20 protein-coding genes are annotated in these 23,311 nt (G+C 63.4%); 10 read left to right on the top strand and 10 right to left on the bottom strand.

Features of this window, described 5'->3' with window-relative positions:
- Nucleotides 1–95: 95 nt before the first annotated feature.
- Together ACFORG_RS17705 and ACFORG_RS17700 are read left to right on the top strand one after the other, a co-directional pair.
- Nucleotides 96–995, top strand: a complete 900-nt coding sequence (locus ACFORG_RS17705; protein WP_386736864.1) for a DMT family transporter — start codon at nucleotides 96–98, stop codon at nucleotides 993–995.
- A gap of 56 nt (nucleotides 996–1,051) precedes the next feature.
- A complete protein-coding gene (locus ACFORG_RS17700; protein WP_386736863.1) occupies nucleotides 1,052–1,723 on the top strand; it encodes a DNA alkylation repair protein in 672 nt (223 codons plus the stop codon).
- Here the strand turns inward: ACFORG_RS17700 and ACFORG_RS17695 are convergent.
- Nucleotides 1,720–2,187 carry a hypothetical protein gene (locus ACFORG_RS17695; RefSeq protein ID WP_386736862.1) on the bottom strand — a complete coding sequence of 156 codons (468 nt, stop codon included), beginning with the start codon at nucleotides 2,185–2,187 and terminating at the stop codon, nucleotides 1,720–1,722. The two genes, ACFORG_RS17700 and ACFORG_RS17695, sit on opposite strands and share 4 nt — an antisense overlap.
- A 91-nt stretch (nucleotides 2,188–2,278) precedes the next feature.
- Here ACFORG_RS17695 and moaA point away from each other — a divergent pair, with 91 nt between their 5' ends.
- The 3 genes from moaA to ACFORG_RS17680 are packed head-to-tail and all read left to right on the top strand — an operon-like array spanning nucleotide 2,279 to nucleotide 5,623.
- On the top strand, nucleotides 2,279–3,286 hold the full coding sequence (moaA, locus tag ACFORG_RS17690) for a GTP 3',8-cyclase MoaA (protein WP_386736861.1): 1,008 nt from the start codon (nucleotides 2,279–2,281) through the stop codon (nucleotides 3,284–3,286).
- A gap of 1 nt (nucleotide 3,287) precedes the next feature.
- Nucleotides 3,288–4,577, top strand: a complete 1,290-nt coding sequence (locus ACFORG_RS17685) for a 3-deoxy-D-manno-octulosonic acid transferase (protein WP_386736860.1) — start codon at nucleotides 3,288–3,290, stop codon at nucleotides 4,575–4,577.
- On the top strand, nucleotides 4,577–5,623 hold the full coding sequence (locus ACFORG_RS17680) for a glycosyltransferase family 4 protein (RefSeq protein ID WP_386736859.1): 1,047 nt from the start codon (nucleotides 4,577–4,579) through the stop codon (nucleotides 5,621–5,623). The genes ACFORG_RS17685 and ACFORG_RS17680 overlap by 1 nt, the downstream gene beginning before the upstream one ends.
- Before the next feature lie 50 nt (nucleotides 5,624–5,673).
- On the opposite strand, the gene ACFORG_RS17675 is transcribed toward ACFORG_RS17680, so the two are convergent.
- From ACFORG_RS17675 to argE, 5 genes are read right to left on the bottom strand one after another with little or no spacing between them, the layout of a single operon-like run.
- On the bottom strand, nucleotides 5,674–6,837 hold the full coding sequence (locus ACFORG_RS17675; RefSeq protein ID WP_386736858.1) for a M20 aminoacylase family protein: 1,164 nt from the start codon (nucleotides 6,835–6,837) through the stop codon (nucleotides 5,674–5,676).
- A 28-nt stretch (nucleotides 6,838–6,865) separates the two neighbouring features.
- Entirely contained in the window at nucleotides 6,866–8,029 is a 1,164-nt protein-coding gene (locus ACFORG_RS17670) for a M20 aminoacylase family protein (protein WP_386736857.1), read from the bottom strand.
- Nucleotides 8,030–8,040: 11 nt separating this feature from the next.
- Nucleotides 8,041–9,207, bottom strand: coding sequence for a M20 aminoacylase family protein (locus ACFORG_RS17665; protein ID WP_386736856.1), 1,167 nt, complete (start codon nucleotides 9,205–9,207; stop codon nucleotides 8,041–8,043).
- Between the two features lie 38 nt (nucleotides 9,208–9,245).
- Nucleotides 9,246–9,779: a MarR family winged helix-turn-helix transcriptional regulator gene (locus ACFORG_RS17660; protein ID WP_386736855.1), complete on the bottom strand. Its 534-nt coding sequence runs from the start codon at nucleotides 9,777–9,779 to the stop codon at nucleotides 9,246–9,248.
- A 60-nt stretch (nucleotides 9,780–9,839) separates the two neighbouring features.
- Nucleotides 9,840–11,003, bottom strand: coding sequence for an acetylornithine deacetylase (argE, locus tag ACFORG_RS17655; protein ID WP_386736854.1), 1,164 nt, complete (start codon nucleotides 11,001–11,003; stop codon nucleotides 9,840–9,842).
- Nucleotides 11,004–11,127: 124 nt separating this feature from the next.
- Here argE and ACFORG_RS17650 point away from each other — a divergent pair, with 124 nt between their 5' ends.
- Nucleotides 11,128–11,580, top strand: coding sequence for a PRC-barrel domain-containing protein (locus tag ACFORG_RS17650; protein ID WP_386736853.1), 453 nt, complete (start codon nucleotides 11,128–11,130; stop codon nucleotides 11,578–11,580).
- 67 nt (nucleotides 11,581–11,647) lie between these two features.
- Here ACFORG_RS17650 and ACFORG_RS17645 read toward each other — a convergent pair whose 3' ends face one another.
- Nucleotides 11,648–13,480 (bottom strand): ABC transporter ATP-binding protein, encoded by a 1,833-nt coding sequence (locus tag ACFORG_RS17645; RefSeq protein ID WP_386736852.1) that lies wholly within the window; start codon nucleotides 13,478–13,480, stop codon nucleotides 11,648–11,650.
- Between the two features lie 290 nt (nucleotides 13,481–13,770).
- On the opposite strand from ACFORG_RS17645, the gene ACFORG_RS17640 reads away from it, so the two are divergent.
- The 4 genes from ACFORG_RS17640 (at nucleotide 13,771) to ACFORG_RS17625 (ending at nucleotide 18,831) form a co-directional block, all read left to right on the top strand.
- Nucleotides 13,771–15,474 (top strand): peptide ABC transporter substrate-binding protein, encoded by a 1,704-nt coding sequence (locus tag ACFORG_RS17640; RefSeq protein ID WP_386736851.1) that lies wholly within the window; start codon nucleotides 13,771–13,773, stop codon nucleotides 15,472–15,474.
- Between the two features lie 100 nt (nucleotides 15,475–15,574).
- Complete coding sequence (locus tag ACFORG_RS17635; RefSeq protein WP_386736850.1) at nucleotides 15,575–16,582, top strand: ABC transporter permease; 1,008 nt, start codon at nucleotides 15,575–15,577, stop codon at nucleotides 16,580–16,582.
- Entirely contained in the window at nucleotides 16,575–17,549 is a 975-nt protein-coding gene (locus ACFORG_RS17630) for an ABC transporter permease (protein ID WP_386736849.1), read from the top strand. The genes ACFORG_RS17635 and ACFORG_RS17630 overlap by 8 nt, the downstream gene beginning before the upstream one ends.
- Nucleotides 17,550–17,760: 211 nt before the next feature.
- Nucleotides 17,761–18,831 (top strand): YeeE/YedE family protein, encoded by a 1,071-nt coding sequence (locus tag ACFORG_RS17625; protein ID WP_386736848.1) that lies wholly within the window; start codon nucleotides 17,761–17,763, stop codon nucleotides 18,829–18,831.
- On the opposite strand, the gene ACFORG_RS17620 is transcribed toward ACFORG_RS17625, so the two are convergent.
- From ACFORG_RS17620 to ACFORG_RS17610, 3 genes are all read right to left on the bottom strand, one after another.
- Nucleotides 18,755–20,047 carry a DUF3422 family protein gene (locus ACFORG_RS17620; protein WP_386736847.1) on the bottom strand — a complete coding sequence of 431 codons (1,293 nt, stop codon included), beginning with the start codon at nucleotides 20,045–20,047 and terminating at the stop codon, nucleotides 18,755–18,757. The genes ACFORG_RS17625 and ACFORG_RS17620 overlap by 77 nt on opposite strands.
- Nucleotides 20,048–20,220: 173 nt before the next feature.
- A complete protein-coding gene (locus ACFORG_RS17615; protein WP_386736846.1) occupies nucleotides 20,221–21,654 on the bottom strand; it encodes an NAD(P)(+) transhydrogenase (Re/Si-specific) subunit beta in 1,434 nt (477 codons plus the stop codon).
- Nucleotides 21,655–21,667: 13 nt separating this feature from the next.
- Complete coding sequence (locus tag ACFORG_RS17610; RefSeq protein WP_386736845.1) at nucleotides 21,668–23,239, bottom strand: Re/Si-specific NAD(P)(+) transhydrogenase subunit alpha; 1,572 nt, start codon at nucleotides 23,237–23,239, stop codon at nucleotides 21,668–21,670.
- Between the last annotated feature and the right edge of the window lie 72 nt (nucleotides 23,240–23,311).

Genomic DNA, 23,311 nt, shown 5'->3' with positions numbered 1-23,311 from the left:
GACCTTTCCATCGTCAACAAGCCTTCCGCAGGCGCGGTTCCGGAATTGTTCGGCACACAATGGCACACAGTGAGATCACGCCAAAAAGCTGGCTGATGATCTCCGCCCTCGGCATCACCTGGGGCGGGACCTTTCTGGTGACCGAACTCGCGCTGGAAGAGGCAGGCCCGTTCTGGCTGGCCAGCGGACGGATCGGGTTCGGCGCGCTGACGATGCTGACAATCTGGTGGGCTGTCGGTTTTCGCCTCTTTGCTGAACGCCCGGCACGCAGCACGGTGGCGGCCGTTCTTGCGGTTGGCGCTTTTTCCACCGCCATTCCCTTTTCGCTGCTTGCATGGGGTCAGCAGCATGTCACAGCCGGGTTCGCCGGCGTGTCCATGGCATCCGTCGCGCTGATCGTGCTGCCGCTTGCGCACTTCTTCGTTCCCGGCGAGCGCCTGACGCCACGACGGATCGCCGGTTTTCTCATCGGATTCATCGGGGTGACCGTGCTGATAGGCGGGCAAGCTTTCGACACCAGCGGGTCGAACCTGGAATGGGCCGGGCGCATGGCCTGTGTCGGGGCGGCCTCTTGTTACGGCATATCCTCGGTCCTGATGCGGCGACTGCCGGCGGTCGATCCCTTGGGACTGTCCACGGTGATCCTGCTGATCGCGGCCTGCATGGTAATCCCGATCGCCTTGGCGGTCGAAGGGCCCGTGCCGGAAATCAACGGTCGTGGCCTTGTCATCATCGCCTTCCTCGGCCTCGTCCCGACTGCGGCGGCCAACCTGTTCCGTGTGCTCGTGGTGCGCAGCGCGGGTCCGGTCTTCATGTCGCTGACAAATTACCAGGTCCCTGTCTGGTCGATGCTGCTGGGCGCGCTCATCCTCGGCGAACCGCTGCCCCCCACGCTGTTGGGGGCGCTTTCGCTGATCCTTGCCGGTGTGGGGATCAGCCAGTACGGCGCGCTGAAGCGGCTGTTTGCCCGTCCCGATCCGACCCACAAGGGGTGAGCGTGCACTTGTGCGCCCTGGCGCAAGGCGTATCCTCGCCGTGAGAGGGACCACATATGTCACATCCGCTGATCGAAGAAATCGAAGCCCATGCCGACCCGGACCGGGCTGAAGGCCAGGCAAGTTACCACAAGTTTCCGCGCCGCTACCTCGGTGTGCCTAATCCCATCCTCAACGATCTGACGAAAACTTGGCGCCAACAGATGAGCGTCGAGGACCGCGTGGCAGCGGCAGACGCGTTGTGGCGCACCGACGTCTACGAGGCACGTGTCGCGGCGGCCAAGCTTTTGACGCAGGCGCGCATTCGACCCGACAGAGAGGTCTGGAAACTACTGGTAAGCTGGGTGCCCGATTTCGACTCATGGGCGATTGCGGATCATGCCTGCATGGCGATGCAGAAACGGCTGGTGGCAGATCCTGCGCGGTTGGACGAGGTCGAGACATGGACCACGTCCGAGCACATGTGGACGCGGCGCGCCGCGCTCGTTTCCACCCTGCCCTGGACCAAGCAGAACCACCCCAAGCCCGCGGAACTGGTCGCCCGTGATCGTATCCTTGGCTGGGCCGCAGGGTATGTCGAGGATCGCGACTGGTTCATGCAGAAAGCTGTCGCATGGTGGCTGCGCGAATTGTCAAAGCACGACGCCGACCGGACACGCGCCTTTCTCGAACGGCATGGCGACGCGATGAAACCCTTTGCCCGCAAGGAAGCGGGCCGGCACCTTTAGTTGGCGTAAACCTCGAGTTCCACCAGCTCGTCGATCGGCGCCAGAAGCGCGCGCATCGCATCCAGCGACAGGCGGCTTCCCGCTCCGGGATCACCGCCGATGGGAATCAGCGTGACATTCGTCATTGCGCCGGTTTTCGGCAGCACGATACGGGCGTTCCGTTCGACATCCACAAGCGGCGTTTCCATCCAGCGCCCCGCCTTGGTCGGATCTCCCAGCGCGGCAACGGTCGTCTTGGCCCCTTGCCAATCGGTATTGACCACGGGTGCGGGTTCTTCCGGCTCGACGGCCGCGGTCTGGACCGTTTCCTCGGCATCGACCGCTTCGGTTTCGGCAGACGCCTCCACCGCATCGGCGGCTTGGAGGGGCTGCGGTTGTCCTCCTCCGAAAATGCGGCCGGAAGTCTCGCGGACGGTGTCGCACCCGGCCAGCGCGGCGAGGCTAATCAGGATCACGTATCTCATGGCGCGGACCCTAGTCGCAAGCACCCCGGCAGGCCAGCACAAATGGCCGAAATCTCTTGTGGTAAGCGAGGAGCCGCCTTACCTAGGACGCATGACCGCACCGTTGATCGATCCGTTCGCCCGCGCCATCAGCTATCTCCGTGTCTCCGTCACGGATCGCTGCGATTTTCGCTGTGTATATTGCATGTCCGAAAACATGACCTTTCTGCCCAAGAAAGAGCTGTTGACGCTCGAGGAACTGGACCGGATGTGCTCCACCTTCGTGCGGATGGGCGTGCAGAAACTGCGCATCACCGGGGGTGAGCCGCTGGTACGACGGGACATCATGACGTTCTTCAACGCGATGACCCGCCATCTCGACAGCGGCGCGCTCAAGGAACTGACGCTGACTACGAATGGCTCGCAACTCGAACGCTTTGCCGATCAGCTTTACGCGGCCGGGGTGCGGCGGGTGAATGTTTCGCTCGACACGCTCGACGAAAAAAAATTCGCCGACATCACCCGCTGGGGTCGTCTGCCGCAGGTGCTGCGCGGGATCGACGCGGCGCAGCGCGCGGGTCTGCGGGTCAAGATCAACGCCGTCGCGCTCAAGGGCTTCAACGAGCCGGAACTGCCCGAGATCACCCGATGGTGCGCGGAACGCGACATGGACCTGACCTGGATCGAGGTCATGCCGATGGGAGATATCGGCAATGAGGACCGGCTGGACCAGTACTGGTCGCTGCGCGACGTACGGGCGGAGTATGAAAAGCACTACACCGTAACCGACCTTGCCGAGCGGTCCGGCGGCCCGGCGCGCTATGTCCGGCTGGAGGAAACCGGGCAGAAGATCGGTTTCATCACGCCGCTATCCCATAATTTCTGCGAGAGCTGCAATCGCGTGCGCCTGACCTGCACCGGCGAGCTTTACATGTGCCTCGGACAAGAAGACATGGCCGATCTGCGCGCACCGCTGCGCGAGCATGCCGACACCGAGGAACCGCTCGAGGCCGCGATCCGCGCCGCGATCGAACGCAAGCCGAAAGGGCATGATTTTGACTACTCCCGTCAGCGAGTAGGCGGGCAGATGTCACGCCACATGAGCCATACGGGCGGATGACATGACCGGCAGCCCGACGCTGCTTTATTCCATTTACCGCGGGGCCACGACAGCGTTGGCCCCTTTTGCTTGGCGCGCCGTCCGGCGCAAGCTGGAGGCCGCAGGCGTCCCCGAAACCCGCCAGCAGGAACGGTTGGGCCACGCCAGCCAGCCCCGCCCCGATGGCCGGTTGATCTGGTTTCACGCAGCCAGCGTCGGTGAGAGCCTGTCAGTGCTCAGCCTGATCGCGCGGCTTGGCGAACGTCTGCCCGACGCCGAATTCCTGATTACTTCCGGCACGCCGACCTCGGCCGCTTTGCTGGAAAAGCGGATGCCGCCACGATGCCGGCATCAATATCCGCCACTCGACACCGGCCCGGCTGTCGAACGGTTCCTGTCTCATTGGCACCCCGATGCCGGAATCTTCGTCGAAAGCGAGATCTGGCCACGCACCATCGTCGAGGCGGCGTCGCACGGTATCCCGCTCGCCTTGCTGAATGCACGGCTGTCGGCGCGGTCTGTCGACGGCTGGAAGAAATGGCCTGACACTGCGCAGTTCGTTCTGGGTCAATTCTCTGTCTTCGTCACGCAGAACGCCCGCATGGCCGAGGACCTGCGCGATATGGGCGCAGACCCTGCGCGCGTGCGGCCCGGCACCAACCTCAAGGCCATGTCAGCCCCCTTGCCGGTCGATCAAAACGCGCTTGCCGACATACGGGATCAAATCGGCGCCCGTCCCGTCTGGATCGCCAGTTCCACCCACGAGGGTGAGGAAGAGGCGGTGCTCGAAGCACACCGCCGCCTGCTTGCTCGGTATCCCGACCTGTTGCTCGTGCTTGTCCCCCGCCACCCCGAACGTGGCGACGCGGTGGCCGCGCAGATCCGCGATGCCGGGCTCGAAGGTGCGCGCCGAACGGCGGATCAGGCTGTGACGAAGGACACGCAAGTCTACCTTGCTGACACGCTCGGCGAGTTGGGGACGTGGTACGCGCTTTCGCCTATGGTCTTCCTGGGTGGATCGCTCCGCGAGATCGGCGGGCACAACCCGTTCGAGCCCGCACAGGCAGGCGCCGCCGTGATCACCGGACCAGGCACCTTCAACTTCTCCGAAACCTTCACACCGTTGATCGCGATGGGCGGCGCGGCAGAGGTTTCGGATGCCGCCCAACTTGCCACGGCACTCGACCGCTGGCTGACCGACCCCAAAGCGCTGGACACCGCCCGGGCGGCAGCCGCCCGCTTTGTCGCGAGACAGGACAGCGCGCTGGAGGATGTGGTCGAGACTCTCTGCAGCGAGCTGGGCCTGGCGTGATGCCCGAGCTGTTCGTCACCAATTTCAACCGCAATTTCACCGGCGTATCGGCGACGGCCGCGAATGTCATCCGCCAGCAGGCCAAGCGATACGACCTGCGGCTGGTGGGTCATCCCCTGCCCGGCTGTCCCGATCCAATCACCTTGGGCGAAGCCCGGCGCCTGTCACGGCACGCACCCGACGGGCGGGCGTTTGCTATCTGGCACGTTCGCCGCAACACCGAGATGCGCGCCGCCATCTGGGCACGCGACGTGTTGCGCCTGCCTATCCGTATCGTCTTCACCTCGGCCGCGCAGCGACGGCACTCGGCCTTTCCCCGCTGGCTCATCAGCCGAATGGACGCCGTGGTGGCCACGACCGAATCCGCCGCCGATTACGTTCCCCATGTCCGCGCGGTCGTGCCCCATGGTGTCGATTGCGACATGTTCACGCCCGCCCAGGACCGGGACGCTGCCTGGTCCGCCCTGGGATATGGCGGCGAGCGAGGCGTTGCCACGGTCGGCCGCATCCGCCCCGAAAAGGGAACGGACCTGTTTGTCGAGGCGATGTTGAACCTCCTGCCGCGAAACCCGGGCACCGTGGCGCTGGTGATCGGGCGCGCGACGCGCGAGCATGAAGGCTTCCTGCGAGGGTTGAAGGATCAGATTGCCTCGGCCGGTTTGCAGGAGCGCATCCTGTTTCCCGGAGAGATCCCTGCCGACCAACTGCCTGCGCTCATGCGGGCCTTGTCGCTGGTCGTGCAGCTACCTCGCTACGAAGGGTATGGCATGGCACCTCTGGAGGGGATGGCATCGGGCGTGCCGTTCGTCGGCAGCGATACCGGCTACTACCGGGCTTTCTCGGCGCAGGGGCGCTGCGGGGTGGTCGTGCCGCTGGAAAGTGCCGGCGCAGCGGCAGAGGCCGCCTGCAATCTGCTGGAACCCTCCCGCCACGACGCTGCCGCCAAAGCCGCGCGCGACGTGGCCGAACACAGCTTCAGCGCTCAGGCCGAAGCTGACGGAATCGACGCGGTGTACAAGGAATTGTGGGCGACCCCGCCGCGCTGAACGGCAACGGCCCGACCTGATCCGCCGGGCCGACGCAATATCAGGGCCGATCAGGCCGCCGGCATTCTTTTCTCGACGATCTCGGCCCACCAGGAACAACCCGCCGGGATGGCCTCGTCGTTGAAGTTGTACTCGGGGTGATGAACCATCGCCGTATCGCCGTTGCCAACAAGGATATAAGCGCCGGGCCGCTCTTCCAGCATAAAGGCAAAGTCCTCTCCGCCCATCACCAGCGGGGCGTCGTCGCACTGGCCCGATACCTCGCGCGCAACCTGTGCGGCGAATTCGGTCTGTTCGTCACTGTTGACCATGACCGGATAACCCCGGTGATAAGTGACATCGACCGTCCCGCCGAAAGTGGTGGCGATACCGGCACAGATCTCCTTGATCCGCGTTTCGGCAAGATCGCGCATCTCTTTCGACATCGTGCGCACCGTGCCTTTGAGCTGCACGCGCTGGGGGATGACGTTGAACGCCTTGGACGAGGTCTCGAACGAGGTGACCGAAACGACGACCTGGTCAACCGGGTCCGCGTTGCGGCTGGCGATCGTCTGCAGCGCCAGCACCGCCTGCGCCGACATCACCGTGGTATCGACCGTCTCCTGCGGCTTGGCGGCATGGCCACCACGCCCCTCGAAGGTGATGTCGAACTGGTCGGTGGCGGCAAAGAACGCGCCGGGACGGATGGCAAAGCTGCCCACCGGGCGGCCGGGCCAGTTGTGCATTCCGTAGACCTCCTGAATGCCCCAACGCTCCATCAGCCCATCGTCGCACATCTCCTTTCCGCCGCCGCCGCCTTCCTCGGCGGGCTGAAAGATCACGACGACCGTACCGTCGAAATTGCGCGTCTCGGACAGGTACTTGGCCGCTCCCAGCAGCATCGCGGTATGCCCGTCATGGCCGCAGGCATGCATCGCACCGGGCGTCTTCGAGGCATAGTCGAGCCCCGTCGCCTCGTGGATCGGCAGCGCATCCATGTCGGCGCGCAGCCCGATCACCTTGCCGCTGTTGTTCGATTTGCCCCGAATGACACCCACAACGCCCGTACGCCCGATGCCGCCCACGACCTCGTCACAGCCGAACGCCTTGAGCTTTTCCTCGACCAGTGCCGAGGTGCGATGGGTTTCGAACAGGATCTCGGGGTTTTCGTGGATATCCCGGCGCCAGGCGGTGATCTCGTCCTGAAGCTCGGCAAATCGGTTCTTCACGGGCATGTCTGCTCTCCTTTGGTCATGATCATGGTCACGCGACGGGCATCCGCCGTTCGACCATCTCGACGAACCACGAACATCCTGTGGGGATGATCGCGTCGTTGAAATCGTATTCCGGGTGATGCAGCCCGGCACTGTCCCCGTTTCCCAGCACCATGAAGGCGCCGGGACGCTCCTGAAGCATGAACGAGAAATCCTCTCCGCCCATCACCAGAGGGGCCAGCGCGCACCCGCCCGACACGGCAATGGCGGCGTTGCGGGCATGATCCGTCTGCTCCTCGGCATTGATCGTCACCGGCACGCCGTGGGTATAGGTCACTTCGGCCCGCCCCCCGAACGTCGCCGCGATTCCAGCCGCAACCTCGGTCAGGCGGCGTTCGATCATCACGCGCATGTCTTCGGAATGGGTGCGCACCGTGCCGCGCAGACGCGCGGTTTGCGGGATCACATTGAACGCCTTGGACGAGGTTTCGACCGACGTCACCGACAGAACACCCTGCTCGACCGGATCGGCATTGCGCGAAACGACCGTTTGCAGCGCGACGATCAGCTGCGCAAGCATCACCGTGGTATCGACCGCCTCATGCGGTTCCGCCGCGTGCCCGCCGCGCCCTTCCACGACAATATCGAACTCGTCGGCAGCGGCCAGTTGCGGACCGGGACGGATGGCGAACTCGCCGGTCGGCAGGCCCGGCACGTTGTGCATGGCATAGACTTCCTGAACGCCGAAGCGATCCATCATCCCGTCATCGCACATCGCCTTGGCGCCGTTGCCGCCTTCTTCGGCGGGTTGAAAGATGACGATGGCGGTACCGTCGAAGTTACGCGTCTCGGACAGGTACTTGGCCGCGCCCAACACCATCGCCGTGTGCCCGTCATGGCCACAGGCATGCATCGCGCCGGGCGTCCTGGAGGCATACGCCCTGCCCGTCTGTTCGTGAATCGGCAGCGCGTCCATATCCGCACGCAGCCCGATCACGCGACCGGCTGTATCGTTGCGGCCGCGGATCACGCCAACCACCCCCGTGCGCCCGATCCCCGTCACGACTTCGTCGCACCCGAATTCGCGCAGCTTCTCGGCCACCAGCGCCGAGGTGCGATGCGTCTCGTACAGGATTTCAGGATTGGCATGGATGTCCCGGCGCCATGCCGTGATCTCCTCATGCAGTTCGGCAAGGCGGTTTCGGATCGGCATCTTGTCCTCCGTCAGGCAGCAGGCATGCGGCGTTCGACAAGTTCCGCGAACCACGAACATCCCAGCGGTATCGCTTCGTCGTCAAAAACATATGCAGGATGGTGGCACATCGCCGTGTCACCATTTCCGAGGAACACATATGCGCCCGGCCGCGACTCGAGCATGTAAGCGAAATCTTCCGATGGCATGATCGGCGGCGTGTCGGTATCGACATGCGGCGAAACCGCCTGCGCGGCCTCGATCGCGTGTTGTGTCTCGTCCTCGGAATTCACTGTCACGGGATAGCCGGGCGTCCATGTAACCTCGGCCGTCGCGCCAAAGGCCGAGGCCGTATCCTCGGCCACGCGGCGCACCCGCTCCTCGGCAAGGGTGCGCATGTCCGGATCAAGCGTGCGAACAGTCCCCTCCAGCCGCGCGGTGTGCGCGATCACGTTCGACGCGTTGCTATCGGTACGAAAGGTCCCGACCGTCAGCACCACGCGCTTGATCGGGTCGACGTTGCGCGAAACGATGGAGTGCAGGGACACGACGACCTGCGAGGCGACCAGCGTCGTGTCGATGGCGTCATGCGGGGCGGCGGCATGCCCGCCCTTGCCAGTCACGACGATCTCGAACTCGTCGGAACTGGCCAGCAGGGGACCGGGGCGGACAGCGATCTGCCCCACCGGCAGGCCCGGCATGTTGTGCAAGCCATAGACCTCCTGGATCCCCCAGCGATCCATCATGCCGTCATCGACCATGGCCTTGCCTCCGGCCCCACCTTCCTCGGCAGGCTGAAAGATCAGAACCGCGGTGCCGTCGAAGTTACGAGTTTCGGACAGGTACTTGGCCGCACCCAGCAGGATAGACGTGTGCCCGTCATGGCCGCAGGCATGCATCTTGCCCGGTACGGTCGAGGCATAGTCGACGCCCGAGGCCTCTTCGATCGGCAGGGCATCCATGTCGGCCCGCAGGCCGATCACCCGCCCCTTGGTATCCGTCTTGCCCTTGATGACCGCGACCACGCCGGTGCGGCCGATGCCGGGGGTAATCTCGTCGACGCCGAACTCTTTCAGCCGCTCCTGGACGAAGGCGGCCGTCTCGTGCACGTCATACAGCAATTCGGGATGGGCATGCAGATGTCGGCGCCAGCCGGTGATCTCGTCATGCATTTCGGCGAACCGGTTCTTTACGGGCATTCAACCTCTCCCTCGCTGGACTGGCATCGGGGCCGAAGTCACCCCGGCAGCGTCCAGTTCCGAGAGTGCAGGAATTCGGCCAGCAGCTCGAACAGCTCTTCGTAGCGGCCAGCAGGCATGCCATCCCTGAACTCGGAAGCGACGCTGGTCAGACGTTGCCTCAATTCCTTGAAGACCGCCAGCCCCTCTTGGGTCGGCGTCAGCATGACCGTTCTGCTGTCCTGATCGCCGCGATGCCGCTCTACCAGGCCTTTTTCCTCCAACCGCATCGCGTAGCGGCCAAGCGTTGCATCGTTCAGAACAAGGATCGCGCCATAGGACGATTGCGGCAGGCCCGGAAAACGCACGATCATTCCGAGAAGAGACAGATGCCCCCCGGACACGCCGAAATCGCGTCCCGTCCGGTCCAACGCCTCGGCAGCGACCCGCCCCGCAACCTGCAACAGGACCCCGGTCGGGATGTCGTTGGCCTTCAGCGACGACAATCTGGAATTTTCGGTCGGCAATTCTGACATTGCCAGATCCTGAGCGCTGTCTGACTGCGTGGCAAGTAAAGATTTGGGGTCGGTCATGACACCTCCGTTGATTTCCGCCAAAGCGGAAACCCGCTCAGTCCGAAAGGATGGGCAGGATCAGGTCAGACGTTCGACCAGCCGCCGCATGAAATCATGCCCCGCTTCGAACTGCGCGACAGTGATGTATTCATTGGGCTGATGCGCCTGCGCAATGTCGCCCGGGCCGCAGATCACGGCAGAGTATCCCGCTTCCTGGAATTGCCCGGCCTCGGTGCCGTAGCTGACAACGTGAACTCCGTTGTCGCCGGTCAGCGCCCGCACCAACGCCTCGGCCTCGCCCTGCTCTTCGGGTTGAAGGGCAGGCACACGAAACCGTTCCGACAGGTCAATCCGCGCATCGGGGTGAACCGCCTGCATCTGCGCCTCGACCTCGCGCACCTTCTCGAAATAGGCATCACGCCACGCCGCGGGGTCTTCTCCGGGCACAACGCGGAAATCCATCGCGAACCAGCAATCCTTGGCGGTGATGTTATGCGCCGTGCCACCGGTGATCTGCCCCACATGCGAGGTGGTGAAAGGCGGGTCGAACATTGCCGCCATCTCCGAAGGCTCGGCCCCCATGCACTCGGCATTGCGGTGATTGGCCCAGTCGATCAGCGGCGCCGCGGACATGATGGCGTTGACGCCCGTATGCATGATCGAGCTGTGCACCTCGAACCCAACCACATGCGTGTCATAGCCAAAACCGCCCTTGTGGCCTGTCACTGCCCTCATCATCGACGGCTCGCCCACGATCACCGCCGCGCCCTTGGGCAGAACGGGCTGCATCGCCTCGATCATCGGCGGTGCGCCGGTGCATCCGACCTCTTCGTCGAAGCTGAGCGCCAACTGCAGGGGGCGTTTCACGCCGGCATGTTTCGCCTCGACCAGCGCCCAGATCGCCAACGCATCGAACCCCTTCATGTCGCATGTGCCGCGCCCGTACAGCTTGCCGTCGCGCTCCACCACTTCGAACGGGTCGCTGTCCCAAGGCTGACCATCGACCGGAACGACATCCGTATGCCCGGACAACACGATGGCGCCCTCCTCCCACGGGCCGACATGCGCAAACAGCGCGACCTTCTCGGGCTGCTGCGGGTCGGGCCAGCGATGCGCCTCGATGCCGTGCCCGGCAAGGTATTGTTCGACCCAGTCGACAAGCGGCAGGTTCGTGTCGCGACTGACGGTCGGGAACGAGACCAGCTTGGCCATCAGGTCGCGGGGAGAGAGACGATCGGTCATGCAGATCTTTCCGGGAAATTAGGGCGGTACTCGGTTCGGTTCGAAATAAAGCATAGCCCGACCGGGAACAATCCTCCAAGCGCCACGTTGAGACTTCGAAGCAACCAGAAAGAAGGATATAGCTATGAAAAATCTGACGATTTCCGCAATCGCCCTGACCATCGCCGCTGCACCTGTCTTCGCGGACAACCACAGCACCATGGACAAGCGCGACAGCATGAAAGACGTCGATTACGCCGAGCTGATCCGCACCCGCGACATCACTGGCGGGCAGGTCTACACCACCAACGAAGCCCATGACGAAGGCGAATGGGGCTCGATGGCCTACGAAACGCTGGGCGACGACTGGAACCAGATCGGCGAGATCGAGGACGTCGTGCTTGACAAGAACGGCCAGATGATCGGGATCGTGGCCGAAGTCGGCGGTTTTCTCGACATCGGTGACAAGCACGTGATGCTGAAAATCGACGAAGCCAAGCTCGTGCCCGTTGACGACCGCAGCTATGCCATCGTCACCCGCCTGAACGAGGAAGACCTCGAGGCGCGCGAAGGTGTCGACGAAGGTTGGTGGGACTAATCGGTCGCGCCTCTTTTCCAGGAAAGCGCCCCATTTGCGGGGCGCTTTTTCTTGCGCGGCTCGGCGATCAATAGCCGCTGTCGGTGGTCAGGACATAGTGGCCCGGCTCGACCTCGCGATATTCCGACGGCGCCGGATCATGGCCCATCGGGTGAATCGGCGACGGGATCGGTTTGAAGTTGAGGTCCTTTTCGGATTTCCGCCGCGCAGGATCCGCGATCGGAACGGCCTTCATCAGCGCCTGCGTATAAGGATGCTGAGGATTCTCGAACACGCGGGCTCGCGGCCCCAGCTCAACGATACGACCAAGGTACATCACGCCGACATGATGGCTGACGCGTTCGACTACGGCCATATCATGGCTGATGAACAGGTAGCTGAGACCCAGTTCAGCCTGAAGCTCCATCATCAGGTTGAGAACCTGCGCCTGCACCGACACGTCCAGCGCCGATACGGCCTCATCCGCGATGATCAGCTTCGGGTTCAGCGCCAGCGCGCGGGCGATGGCGATGCGCTGACGCTGTCCGCCCGACATTTCATGCGGGAAGCGTCGCATGAAACTGCGCGGCAAATGCACCCGGTCGAACAGGTTCGCCACCCGGTCGTGCAGCTCTGATCCCGACGCGATGTCATAGTTGCGCAGAGGTTCCGCCACCTGGTCGACAAGCTGCATCTGCGGATTGAGCGACGCGAACGGATCCTGAAAGATCATCTGCATGTCGAGCCGCGCCTTGCGCAGCCCCGACTGGTCCAGCTTCATCACGTCGACGCCATCAAGGTCGATCTCGCCCGACAAAGGCTCGACCAGCCGCAGGATCGACCGCCCGGCCGAGGATTTGCCGCATCCCGATTCACCCACCAGGCTCAATGTCTGGCCCTTGTTGATGGTGAACGACACGTCCTCCACCGCGTGGACATTCGCCACGACGCGGCGCAGGAACCCGCCCTTGACCGGGAACCGTGTCGTCAGCCCCTTGACCCGCAACAGGACGCTGTCCGTACCCGGAATGGGGGCGATTTTCTGCCCCTCGACGCCCAAAAGCTTCATCGGTTCGGGCGCAGCCTTGCCGCGCATCTCGCCCAGCTTGGGCACCGCGGCCAGCAGCGCCTTGGTGTAATCGTGTTGCGGCGCGTTGAATATCTGCTCGACCGGCCCCTCTTCGACCTTGTTGCCGCGATACATGACGACGACCCGGTCCGCCATCTGCGCGACCACGGCCATATCATGGGTGATGAACATCACCGCCGTGCCGGTTTCCCGCTTCAGCCGGTCCATCAGCGCCAGGATCTCGGCCTGGATCGTCACATCCAGCGCCGTGGTCGGTTCATCCGCGATCAGCAACCGCGGCTCGCAGGCCATCGCCATCGCGATCACCACCCGCTGGCGCATCCCGCCGGACAGTTCATGCGGATATTGCTGCAACCGCCGCTCGGGCTCGGGGATGCGCACCTGCCGCAACAGCTCCAGCGCGCGCTCCTCGGCCTTGGCGCGGCTCAGCCCCTTGTGCACGCGCAGCCCCTCGGTAAGCTGCCGGCCCACGGTGAAAACGGGGTTGAGCGCTGTCATCGGCTCCTGAAAGATCATGCCGATCTCGTTGCCGCGGATCTGCTTCATCAGGTCCTGATCGACCTTGGCAAGATCCGTCTCGCCGCCATCGCGCCGATCGAACAGCAATGTACCGCCGGAAATCTCGCCGCCCCCGAACTCGACCAAACGCATCAAAGACAGCGACGACACGGATTTGCCCGACCCGGATTCGCCGACGATGCAGACCGTTTCGCCCGGCGCCACCTCGAAGCTGACATCCTCGACCCCCACGACGGGGCCATCCTTGGTCTGGAACTCGACCCTGAGATTCCGGATCTGGGCGATCGGGTGGGCAGAGGGGGTATCCAGCACGGGGGCGCTCTCCTGTGGCTGCAAATGAAAGAAGCGGGATGTCAAACGCTAGGGCGCAGCGCAATGCAAAGTCAAACGCAATGAAGGGTTTTCCTACGGCAAGTCTTGCAATTTTCGCGCGTTCTGTTTCGATACCCCACGTATCCGGGCGATGGGGACAGCTGGATTTCGCGACACGGCTCTGCGGTGTTCAAGGTTTTCAGGAACTTGCCCATTCCGGCACATACAGCACGCCACGGCTAACGTGGCGATAATCGAGGCACCATACGTGTCCAACAAGGAGTGTATTAATGAAGATCAAAGCCCTATTGCTAGGTGCCATCGCCAGCACCGCGCTTGCGCCGATGGCCATGGCCGAGCGTGGGTCGGACGGCAATGTCAGCATCATCTACTGGCAGGCGCCGTCGATCCTGAACCCGTTCCTGTCGGGCGGCACCAAGGATGTGGAATCGGCCTCGCTCATCATCGAGCCGCTGGCGCGCTATGACCAGAACGGCAACATGGTGCCCTACCTCGCCGAAGAGATTCCCACCGTCGACAATGGCGGCGTGAGCGAGGACCTGACCTCGATCACATGGAAGATCAAGCCCGGCATCAAGTGGTCCGATGGTAGCGATTTCACCGCCAATGACGTCAAGTTCACCGCCGATTACTGCATGCATCCCGAAGGCGGCTGCGCCCAGCTGACCAAGTTCGAAGGCGTGACCAGCGTCGATGTCGTCGACGACATGACCGTCAAGGTAACATTCGACAAGCCCACCCCCTTCCCCTACGGCCCGTTCGTCGGCGGCGAAAGCCCGATCATCCAGGCCGCGCAATTCGCCGATTGCATGGGCGCCAAGGCCCCCGAATGCACCGAGCAGAATTTCGGCCCCATCGGCACCGGCCCCTTCGTGGTGACGGACTTCCGTCCCAACGACGTGATCCAGATGGAAGCCAACCAGAACTACCGCGACCCGGCAAAGCCCGCCTTTGCCACGCTGACCTTCAAGGGCGGCGGCGACGCGACGGCCGCGGGCCGCGCCGTGATGGAAACGGGCGAATTCGATTATGCCTGGAACCTTCAGCTGGCCCCCGAGGTGATCCAGCAGATGGAAGCAGGCGGCAAGGGCACCCCGGTCGCGGGCTTCGGTCCACTGGTCGAGCGCATCATGCTCAACCAGACCGACGCCTCGTCGGACCTGCCCGAGGGCGAGCGCTCCACCGCGATGCACCCGCATCCCTTCCTCAAGGATCCGGCGGTGTACAAGGCCATGTCGATGGCGATCGACCGCCCGCTGCTGGTCGAGATCGGCTATGGCCAGGCCGGCAAGGTGACCTGCAACTGGGTTCCCGCCCCCGCTGCGTTCAACTCCGACACCTTCGATTGCTCCACGCAGGACATCGCGGGCGCCAACAAGATGCTGGATGACGCCGGTTACATGGATACCAACGGCGACGGCGTGCGGGAAACCCCGGACGGCGAGCCGATGTCGATCCTCTACCAGACCTCGACCAACGCCGTCCGCCAGGACTTCCAGGCGCTGATCAAGCAGTGGTGGAGCGAAATCGGCATCGAAACCGAACTGCGCAATGTCAACGCATCGGTGTTCTTCGGCGGCGATCCGGGCAGCCCGGACACGTTCCAGAAGTTCTATGCCGACGTGCAGATGTACGCCAACACCTTCAACGGCACCGACCCGCAATCCTACCTGGGCAACATGCTCTGCGACAAGGCACCCCGCCCGGACTCGCAGTGGCAGGGCGAGAACATCTCGCGCTGGTGCTCCGAGGAATATGACGCGCTGCACGCCGAGCTGGCCAAGACCGCCGGCACAGACGCCCGCGCCGAAATCGGCAAGCGCCTGAACGACATGGCGATCGAAGGCGGGGCGATGATCCCGCTCGTTCACCGCGGCCGCCTCTCGGCCCATGCAAACTCGCTGGGCGGTGTCGTTCTGAACGTCTGGGACAGCGAATTGTGGAACGTTGCGGACTGGTACCGCATCGACTGATCGTTTCCGCTTGAAACACCGGGCCCCGATCCTTATCGGGGCCCGGCCTCAGGCATCTCCCCGACAGGTTTCTCAAGACTGCTGAACAAAGGCGCGCTCGATGCTCACCTTCACCATCCGACGTCTGGTACTGGCGGTTCCCACGCTTTTGTTCATCAGTTTGGTGATTTTCCTCCTTCTCGAACTGGCGCCCGGCGATCCGATGGCCCAGGTTCCCCTGACCGTCCCGCCCGAGGTCAAGGAAAAGATGCGCGAGGCGCTCGGCCTCGGCCAGCCGATGCATATCCGCTTCTGGAAATGGATCGTGCAGTTCTTCTGGATCGAGCCGCAGGTGCTGATCGACCATTACTTCGGCACCTCCTTCTCCGAGGGCGATCTGCGCGTGATCTCTTGGCAGACCCGTTCGCCCGTCATGGACATCGTGGTCCAGCGGATGCCCCAGACCCTGTGGGTGGTGGGCACCGCCTATGTCGTCGCAATCATCATCGCCCTGCCCATCGGCATCTACTCGGCCTACCGGCAGTATTCCTGGTTCGACCAGATGGGTACCTTTGTTTCGATGGTGGGCTTCTCGGTGCCGCCCTTCTTCTCTGGCGTGCTGGTGATCGTGATCTTCTCGGTCAACCTTGGCTGGTTCCCGTCGATCTACGACACGACCCACGTGGTCAACGACTGGGACAGTTTCGTCGTCCAGCTCAATCAGATGGTGATGCCGGTCATGGTTCTGGCGCTGCAGATCACTGCACAACTGTCGCGCTTCATGCGCGCTTCGATGCTCGACAATCTCAACCAGGATTATGTCCGCACCGCCCGCGCCAAAGGGTTGAGCGAATACGTTGTCGTGATGGTCCACGTGCTGCGCAACTCGATGATCCCAGTGGTCACCGTGATCGCGCTGGGAATCCCGGCAATCTTTGGCGGGGCGATCATCACCGAGCAGGTGTTCAAGGTGAACGGGATCGGCCAGCTTCTGATCGGTGCGATCCAGGCCAATGACCTGCCGATGGTGCAGACGCTCACCTTCATTTTCGCCGTACTCATCGTGCTCTTCAACCTGATTGCCGACGTGCTCTACGGCATCCTGGACCCGAGGATCCGCTATGACTGACAAGGATCGTTTCGTGCCCGACGAGGGGCTCGCCCCTGCCTCGACCGCCCTGCCCGCCGCGGCCGGCCCGCTGGAGGAGCTTCACCAGCCCCCGCGCAGCCAATGGCGCGATGTCTGGGACCAGTTCAAAAGCCACCGGGGCGCGCTTGCCGGCGGGATCATCTTCGTGCTGATCGTGGTCACCGTCTATCTCGGCCCGTTCGTCTGGGACGTCGACCCGACCCAGATCGATATCCGCGCTCGCAACCAGGGGCCAAGCCTTGAACATCCTTTCGGCACGGACCAGCTGGGACGGGACATGCTCGCCCGGATGATGGCCGGCGGCGCGACATCGGTCTCGGTCGGTATCACCGCCATGCTGCTCGCGCTCTTTCTGGGCTCGTTCATCGGCGTGCTGGCGGGTTTCTTCAAACGGCTCGACGGGCCGTTGATGCGCCTGACCGACCTGTTCCTCGCGCTACCGCTGCTGCCCCTTCTGCTGGTAATGATGCTGTTGTTCCGCGAACCGCTCAATGCGGCTTTCGGGCTTGAACAGGGGATCTTCATTCTGATCGTCTGCGCCATCGGCATCACCTCGTGGATGCCAACCGCGCGGATCGTCCGGGGCGACGTCCTTGCGATCAAGGAACGTGAATTCGTCCTCGCCGCCCGCTCGATCGGCACCACGAACAGCCGGATCATCACGCGGCACATCCTGCCCAACGTGCTGTCGCCCATCATGGTCTCGGCGACGCTGGGGATCGCAACCGCGATCATCACGGAAAGCGCGCTTTCCTTCCTCGGCCTGGGCTTCCCGCCCGACTTCCCGACCTGGGGGCGGCTTCTGTTCGACGGAACGGACTACCTTCAGCAATACCCCGAACGCGTCTTCTGGCCCGGCATGGCGATCTCGCTGACGGTGTTGAGCGTGAACTACCTCGGAGATGGCCTGCGCGACGCGCTGGACCCGCGGATTCGCGGGCGGTGAGTCACAAAATAAGAACGGGTTGACCGGCCGCTGCGCCCTGTGGCGGCCGCCTGTTTTTCTGCACCTGCAAAATACGAATATCCGACGCCATTTCGCGTGTATTCCGGGAAACTGTTCCGACCTACCCCGGCGTAAACCGGACAGCTCACCTTGATCCGTTTCATCAACTGACGCATCTGGGAAAAAATTCCGCTCCAACGGAGGATCCCCCATGTTCGAGCAATTCGGATTCGAGGAAACCACCGCCCGTCAGGCCAGCCTCTACTTTGCACTCGGCCTCGGCCTGCTGTTTGGTGCCCTGGCTCAAGTGACCCGGTTCTGTTTCCGCCGCGCCGTCGTGGGCGAGGATCGCAGGCAAGCCGCGGGCGTCTGGGCCACCGCGCTGATCGTTGCGGTTCTGGGAACGCAAGCCGTGGTTGCTTCGGGCCTCGTCTCCTTTGACGGTCACCGTCTGCTGACACCCGACCTGCCATGGCTGGCCGTGATCGTGGGTGGCCTGCTCTTTGGCGTGGGCATGGTTCTCACCCGCGGTTGCATTTCACGCCTCGCGGTCCTTGGCGGTGGCGGCAATCTGCGCGGCCTCTTCGTGCTGCTCGTCTTCGCCGTGACGGCCCATGCCACGCTCAAGGGCGTGCTGGCCCCGTTACGCACCGGGCTGGGCCAAGTCACCGTTGGCCTGGGCGACGCCGCATCGCTGGCGGCGATCCCGGGGGGCGCCTGGGTCGGTGCTGCACTGCTCTCGATCATCGCCCTCGCCTTTGTCTGGCGGTCGGGGAACCGTCCGCTGACGCTGGTCGGAGCGGCTGCCATCGGTCTGCTGGTCCCGCTCGGCTGGGTCGGCACCGGCTACGTTCTGCTCGACGAATTCGACCCGATCACGATGGAGAGCCTGTCCTTCACGGCACCGACGGCGGACACGCTGTTCTGGGGCATCGCGTCATCGGCCGTTGAGCCGGGATTTGGCGTGGGCCTTGTCGGCGGCACGATCCTCGGCGCGCTCGTGGCGGCCTTGCTGGCGGGCAGCTTCAAGTGGCAAAGCTTCGAAAGCCCAGCGCAAACCGGCCGCTATGTTGCAGGTGGCGTACTGATGGGCATGGGCGGGGTTCTCGCCGGTGGCTGCACCCTGGGCGCAGGGCTCAGCGGCCTGCCGACGCTGAGTGTCGCGGCGCTCCTCGCACTCGGCTCCATGGCCCTCGGCGCAAGACTTACCGATGCGGCCCTTCGATCCGCCGACGCACGCTCCGCACGGCCCACCACACCCCAAGCACAACCGGCAGAGTGACCATGGCGGTCAGCATTCCCTTGCTCACCCCGGCAAGCGCGCTGACCGGGAACAGAAGGTAAGCCGCCAGCGAAACCGCATAGTAACTGATCGCCACGACCGACAGCCCCTCGACCGTGTGTTGCAGTCGCAGGGCAAGGTCGGCGCGGCGGTCCATGCTCTCAAGCAGCTCCTGGTTCTGAGCGCTGCGCTCCACATCGACCCGCGTGCGCAGCAACTCCCCTGCCCGGATGGCCCGATCCGACAGCGCCTGCAAACGCCGCTCGGTCGCCTTGACGGTGCGCATTGCCGGCTCATAGCGACGCATCATGAAATCGGCAAAGCTCTGGCGCCCTTCGAACCGTTCTTCGCGCAAGGCTTCGATCCGCTGGTTAACGATCGCCTCATAGGCCCCGGTGGCGCCAAAGCGAAAGGAATTGCGCGCCGATATCGTCTCCAACTCGGTCGAAGTCGCCAGCAGGTCGGGCAGCAACTCCTCGGCCTGGCTGTCATCGGCGACCATCTGGCTCATAACCCCCGTCAGCCGCGTATCCAGCCGGGAAATGGCCGGGCCAAGGGCGCGGACCTGCGCAAAGCCCAGCATCGACATCGCCTTGTAGGTCTCGATTTCGCACAGGCGCTGGATGACCCGCCCGATCCTCCGCCGCCCCGTGCCGGGCGTCACGAACATGGCAAAGCGCATATGACCGGCCGGATCTATGCGGAAATCACCCGCCGCGATGATCGCATCGTCCAGCACATGCGCAATGGCAAGGCTTTCGGGAACGAACCAGTCCTCTATCGTTGCCTTGATCTCTGCCGTGTCCGGTCGCGGCACCACCCGCACCATGGCCGAGGTCACGCGCTGGCCCGGCATGTTCGCCAGCCAGTCCTCCGGGAACACGGCAAAGTCTGCCGGGTCAAAGGGGCGACCGCTCACGCCACGCGAAAAGGCCGTGTAGGTCACGAATTCCGTATGGCTTTCCCACTTCAGCAGGTGACGGCCGACCTGTCCCGAATAATGCGTGGCCTCGGGCGAAGGATGCGGTACCCCGTGACGGTCGAGCAGGTTCAGCAGGTGATCCCGGTCTGCGCCGCGGTCACGGTCGGCCCCGTCCTCGGGATGCATCACCGCCAGAAAGACGACTGTGCATGGCGCATCCGTCACCGGAAAAGGGCGCGCATGCAGCTCGTTTGCAAGCTGGTAGCGCAGCGGATGATCCTGGATTGCGGGCATGGGCGCTCCTGACGGTTTGGGCCACTATACCGGGCCGCGAGCGTTCCGCAAATATCTTTATAAATCATCCATTTAACTGGATACCGCGGTATACGGGTGGGCGAAACACAGCCCCGAACGCAAAAAGGGCGCCCCGCGTCGGGGCGCCCTTTCCCGTTCAGCAACTGCCGGTATCAGTCGAGCAGGGTCAGCAGCTTGTCCATCGACTGCTTCGCATCGCCATAGAACATCCGCGTGTTGTCCTTGAAGAACAGCGGATTCTCGATCCCGGAATAGCCGGTGCCCTGACCACGCTTGGACACAAAGACCTGCTTGGCCTTCCACACTTCCAGAACCGGCATCCCCGCGATGGGAGAGTTCGGATCGTCCTGCGCAGCGGGGTTCACGATGTCGTTGGAGCCGATTACGATCACCACGTCGGTTTCGGGGAAATCATCGTTGATCTCATCCATCTCCAGCACGATGTCATAAGGCACCTTCGCCTCGGCCAGCAGCACGTTCATGTGCCCCGGAAGACGCCCGGCAACGGGGTGAATGGCGAAACGCACTTCCTTGCCCTGCGTGCGCATCTTGCGCGTCAGTTCGGCAACGGCGTTCTGTGCCTGTGCCACCGCCATGCCGTAGCCCGGCACGATGATCACGCTGTCCGCATCGTTGAGTGCAGTCGCCACGCCATCGGCGTCGATCGCAATCTGCTCGCCCTCGACGGCCATCTGCTCACCCGCGGGGCCGCCAAAGCCACCCAGGATCACGCTGACAAAGGAGCGGTTCATCGCCTTGCACATGATGTAGGACAGGATCGCACCGGAGGAGCCGACCAGCGCACCTACAACGATCAGCAGGTCATTGCCGAGGCTGAAGCCGATCGCTGCCGCGGCCCAGCCCGAGTAGGAGTTCAGCATCGAGACAACGACCGGCATGTCGGCGCCGCCGATGCCCATGATCAGGTGATAGCCGATGAACAGCGCCGCCAGCGTCATGATCAGCAGCGGCACGAAACCGCCCGTGTTCATGTACCAGATCAGGCAGAGGAACGAGAGCGCAGCCGCGCCAGCGTTCAGCATGTGACCGCCCGGCAGCTTTTCCGCGGCCGAGGTCACGCGCCCCGACAGCTTGCCATAAGCGATGACCGACCCGGTAAAGGTGATCGCGCCGATGAACACGCCAAGGAACAGCTCGACCCGCAGGATGCCCTGCTCGACTGCGTCCTTCTTGGCCAGTAGCGCCGCGAAACCTTCCAAAGACTTGCGCGCCGTTTCGTCCATGCCCAGCACACGCACCAGTTCGAAATGCGCGTTGAAGCCGACAAAGACGGCCGCAAGGCCCACCAGGGCGTGCATACCGGCCACCAGTTCCGGCATCTGGGTCATCTCGACCCGGCTGGCCAGCAGGTAGCCGATGATCCCGCCGCCCGCGATCAGGATGATCGACAGCAGCCAGAACCCCGAACCCGGCCCGATCAGCGTTGCCAGTACGGCGATCGCCATGCCGACGATCCCGTACCAGACCGCGCGCTTTGCGCTTTCCTGGTTGGACAGCCCGCCCAGCGACAGGATGAAGAGGACGGCCGCGACCACATAGGCCGCCGTGGTAAATCCGAAATCCATGATCCCCTACTCCTTACGATTTCTGGAACATGGCGAGCATGCGCCGCGTGACGAGGAAGCCACCGAAAATGTTGATTCCCGCCATGAAGACCGACACCGCGGCCAGCAGGATCACGATGAACGACCCCGACCCGATCTGCATCAGCGCGCCTAGGATGATGATCGACGAGATCGCGTTGGTGACCGCCATCAGCGGCGTGTGCAGCGAATGCGACACGTTCCAGATCACCTGGAAACCGACAAAGACCGCCAGTACGAAGACGATGAAATGCTGCATGAAGCTGGCAGGCGCCACCAGGCCCACGCCCAGGATCAGCGCGCCACCCACGGCCAACAGCGTGACCTGGTTCTTGGTTTGCTGCTTGAAGGCGGCGATTTCCTCGGCGCGCTTCTCTTCGGGAGTCAGTTCCTTGGGCTTTTCGCGCTTGACCGCCGCGATGGCCTTTACCTTGGGCGGTGGCGGCGGGAAGGTGATCTCGCCTGCATGCGTCACGGTCGCGCCGCGGATGACGTCATCCTCCATGTTGTGATTGACCACGCCGTCCTTTTCGGGCGTCAGGTCCGTCATCATGTGGCGGATGTTGGTTGCGTAAAGCGTCGAGCTCTGCGTCGCCATCCGCGAGGGGAAGTCGGTATAGCCGATGATGGTCACGCCATTGTCGGTCACGATCTTCTCATCAGCCACGGTCAGCTTGCAGTTGCCGCCCTTTTCCGCGGCAAGGTCGACGATGACAGAGCCAGGCTTCATCGCCTGAACCATGTCCTCGGTCCAAAGCTCGGGCGCCTCGCGGTTCGGAATCAGCGCCGTGGTGATGACGATGTCCATGTCAGGGGCCAGTTCCCGGAACTTGGCCAGCTGCGCCTCGCGGAACTCAGGGCTGGAAACCGAGGCATAGCCGCCGGTGGACGCCCCATCGGCCTGCTCTTCCTCGAAATCGAGATAGACGAACTCGGCGCCCATCGATTCCACCTGCTCGGCCACTTCGGGCCGCACGTCAAAGGCGTATGTGATCGCGCCCAGCGAGGTCGACGTACCGATGGCAGCCAGACCGGCCACACCCGCACCCACGACCAGCACCTTGGCAGGCGGCACCTTGCCCGCCGCCGTCACCTGCCCGGTGAAGAAGCGGCCGAAATTGTTGCCCGCCTCGATCACTGCGCGGTAGCCCGCGATATTGGCCATCGAGGACAGCGCATCCATCTTCTGGGCGCGGCTGATACGCGGCACCATCTCCATCGCGATGACGGTGGTGCCAGCCTCTTTCGCGGCCTCCATCCCCTTTTCGTTCCCAGCGGGATTGAAGAAGGAAATCAGGGTCTTGCCCTGCTCGAGATAACCCAGCTCGCTGTCTTCGGGCTGGCGTACCTTGGCGATGATATCCGCGGTCTTCCACAAGGTCGCCGCATCAGCGACGACCTCGACGCCGGCCTCCTTGTACAAATCATCGGCAAAGCCAGCTCGGACGCCTGCGCCGCTTTCGATGACGCAGTCATGGCCGAGCTTTTGCAGGGCCCGTGCCGAGTCGGGTGTCATCGCCACCCGGTTCTCGCCCGGAAATACCTCTTTCGGTGTTCCTATCTTCAACTCTTGGTCCCCCTTCTTCGCCCTTTTGGCGGAATGGTTCGGATTGCAAAGAAAAGCTGTATCGCGCGCAAG

Origin of the sequence: Lutimaribacter marinistellae (assembly GCF_042648365.1) — a bacterium.
In the GTDB taxonomy this organism is placed as follows: domain Bacteria; phylum Pseudomonadota; class Alphaproteobacteria; order Rhodobacterales; family Rhodobacteraceae; genus Lutimaribacter_A; species Lutimaribacter_A marinistellae.
The sequence above is the reverse complement of the archived record's forward strand: the minus strand, read 5'-3'. Positions and strand labels throughout refer to the sequence as shown.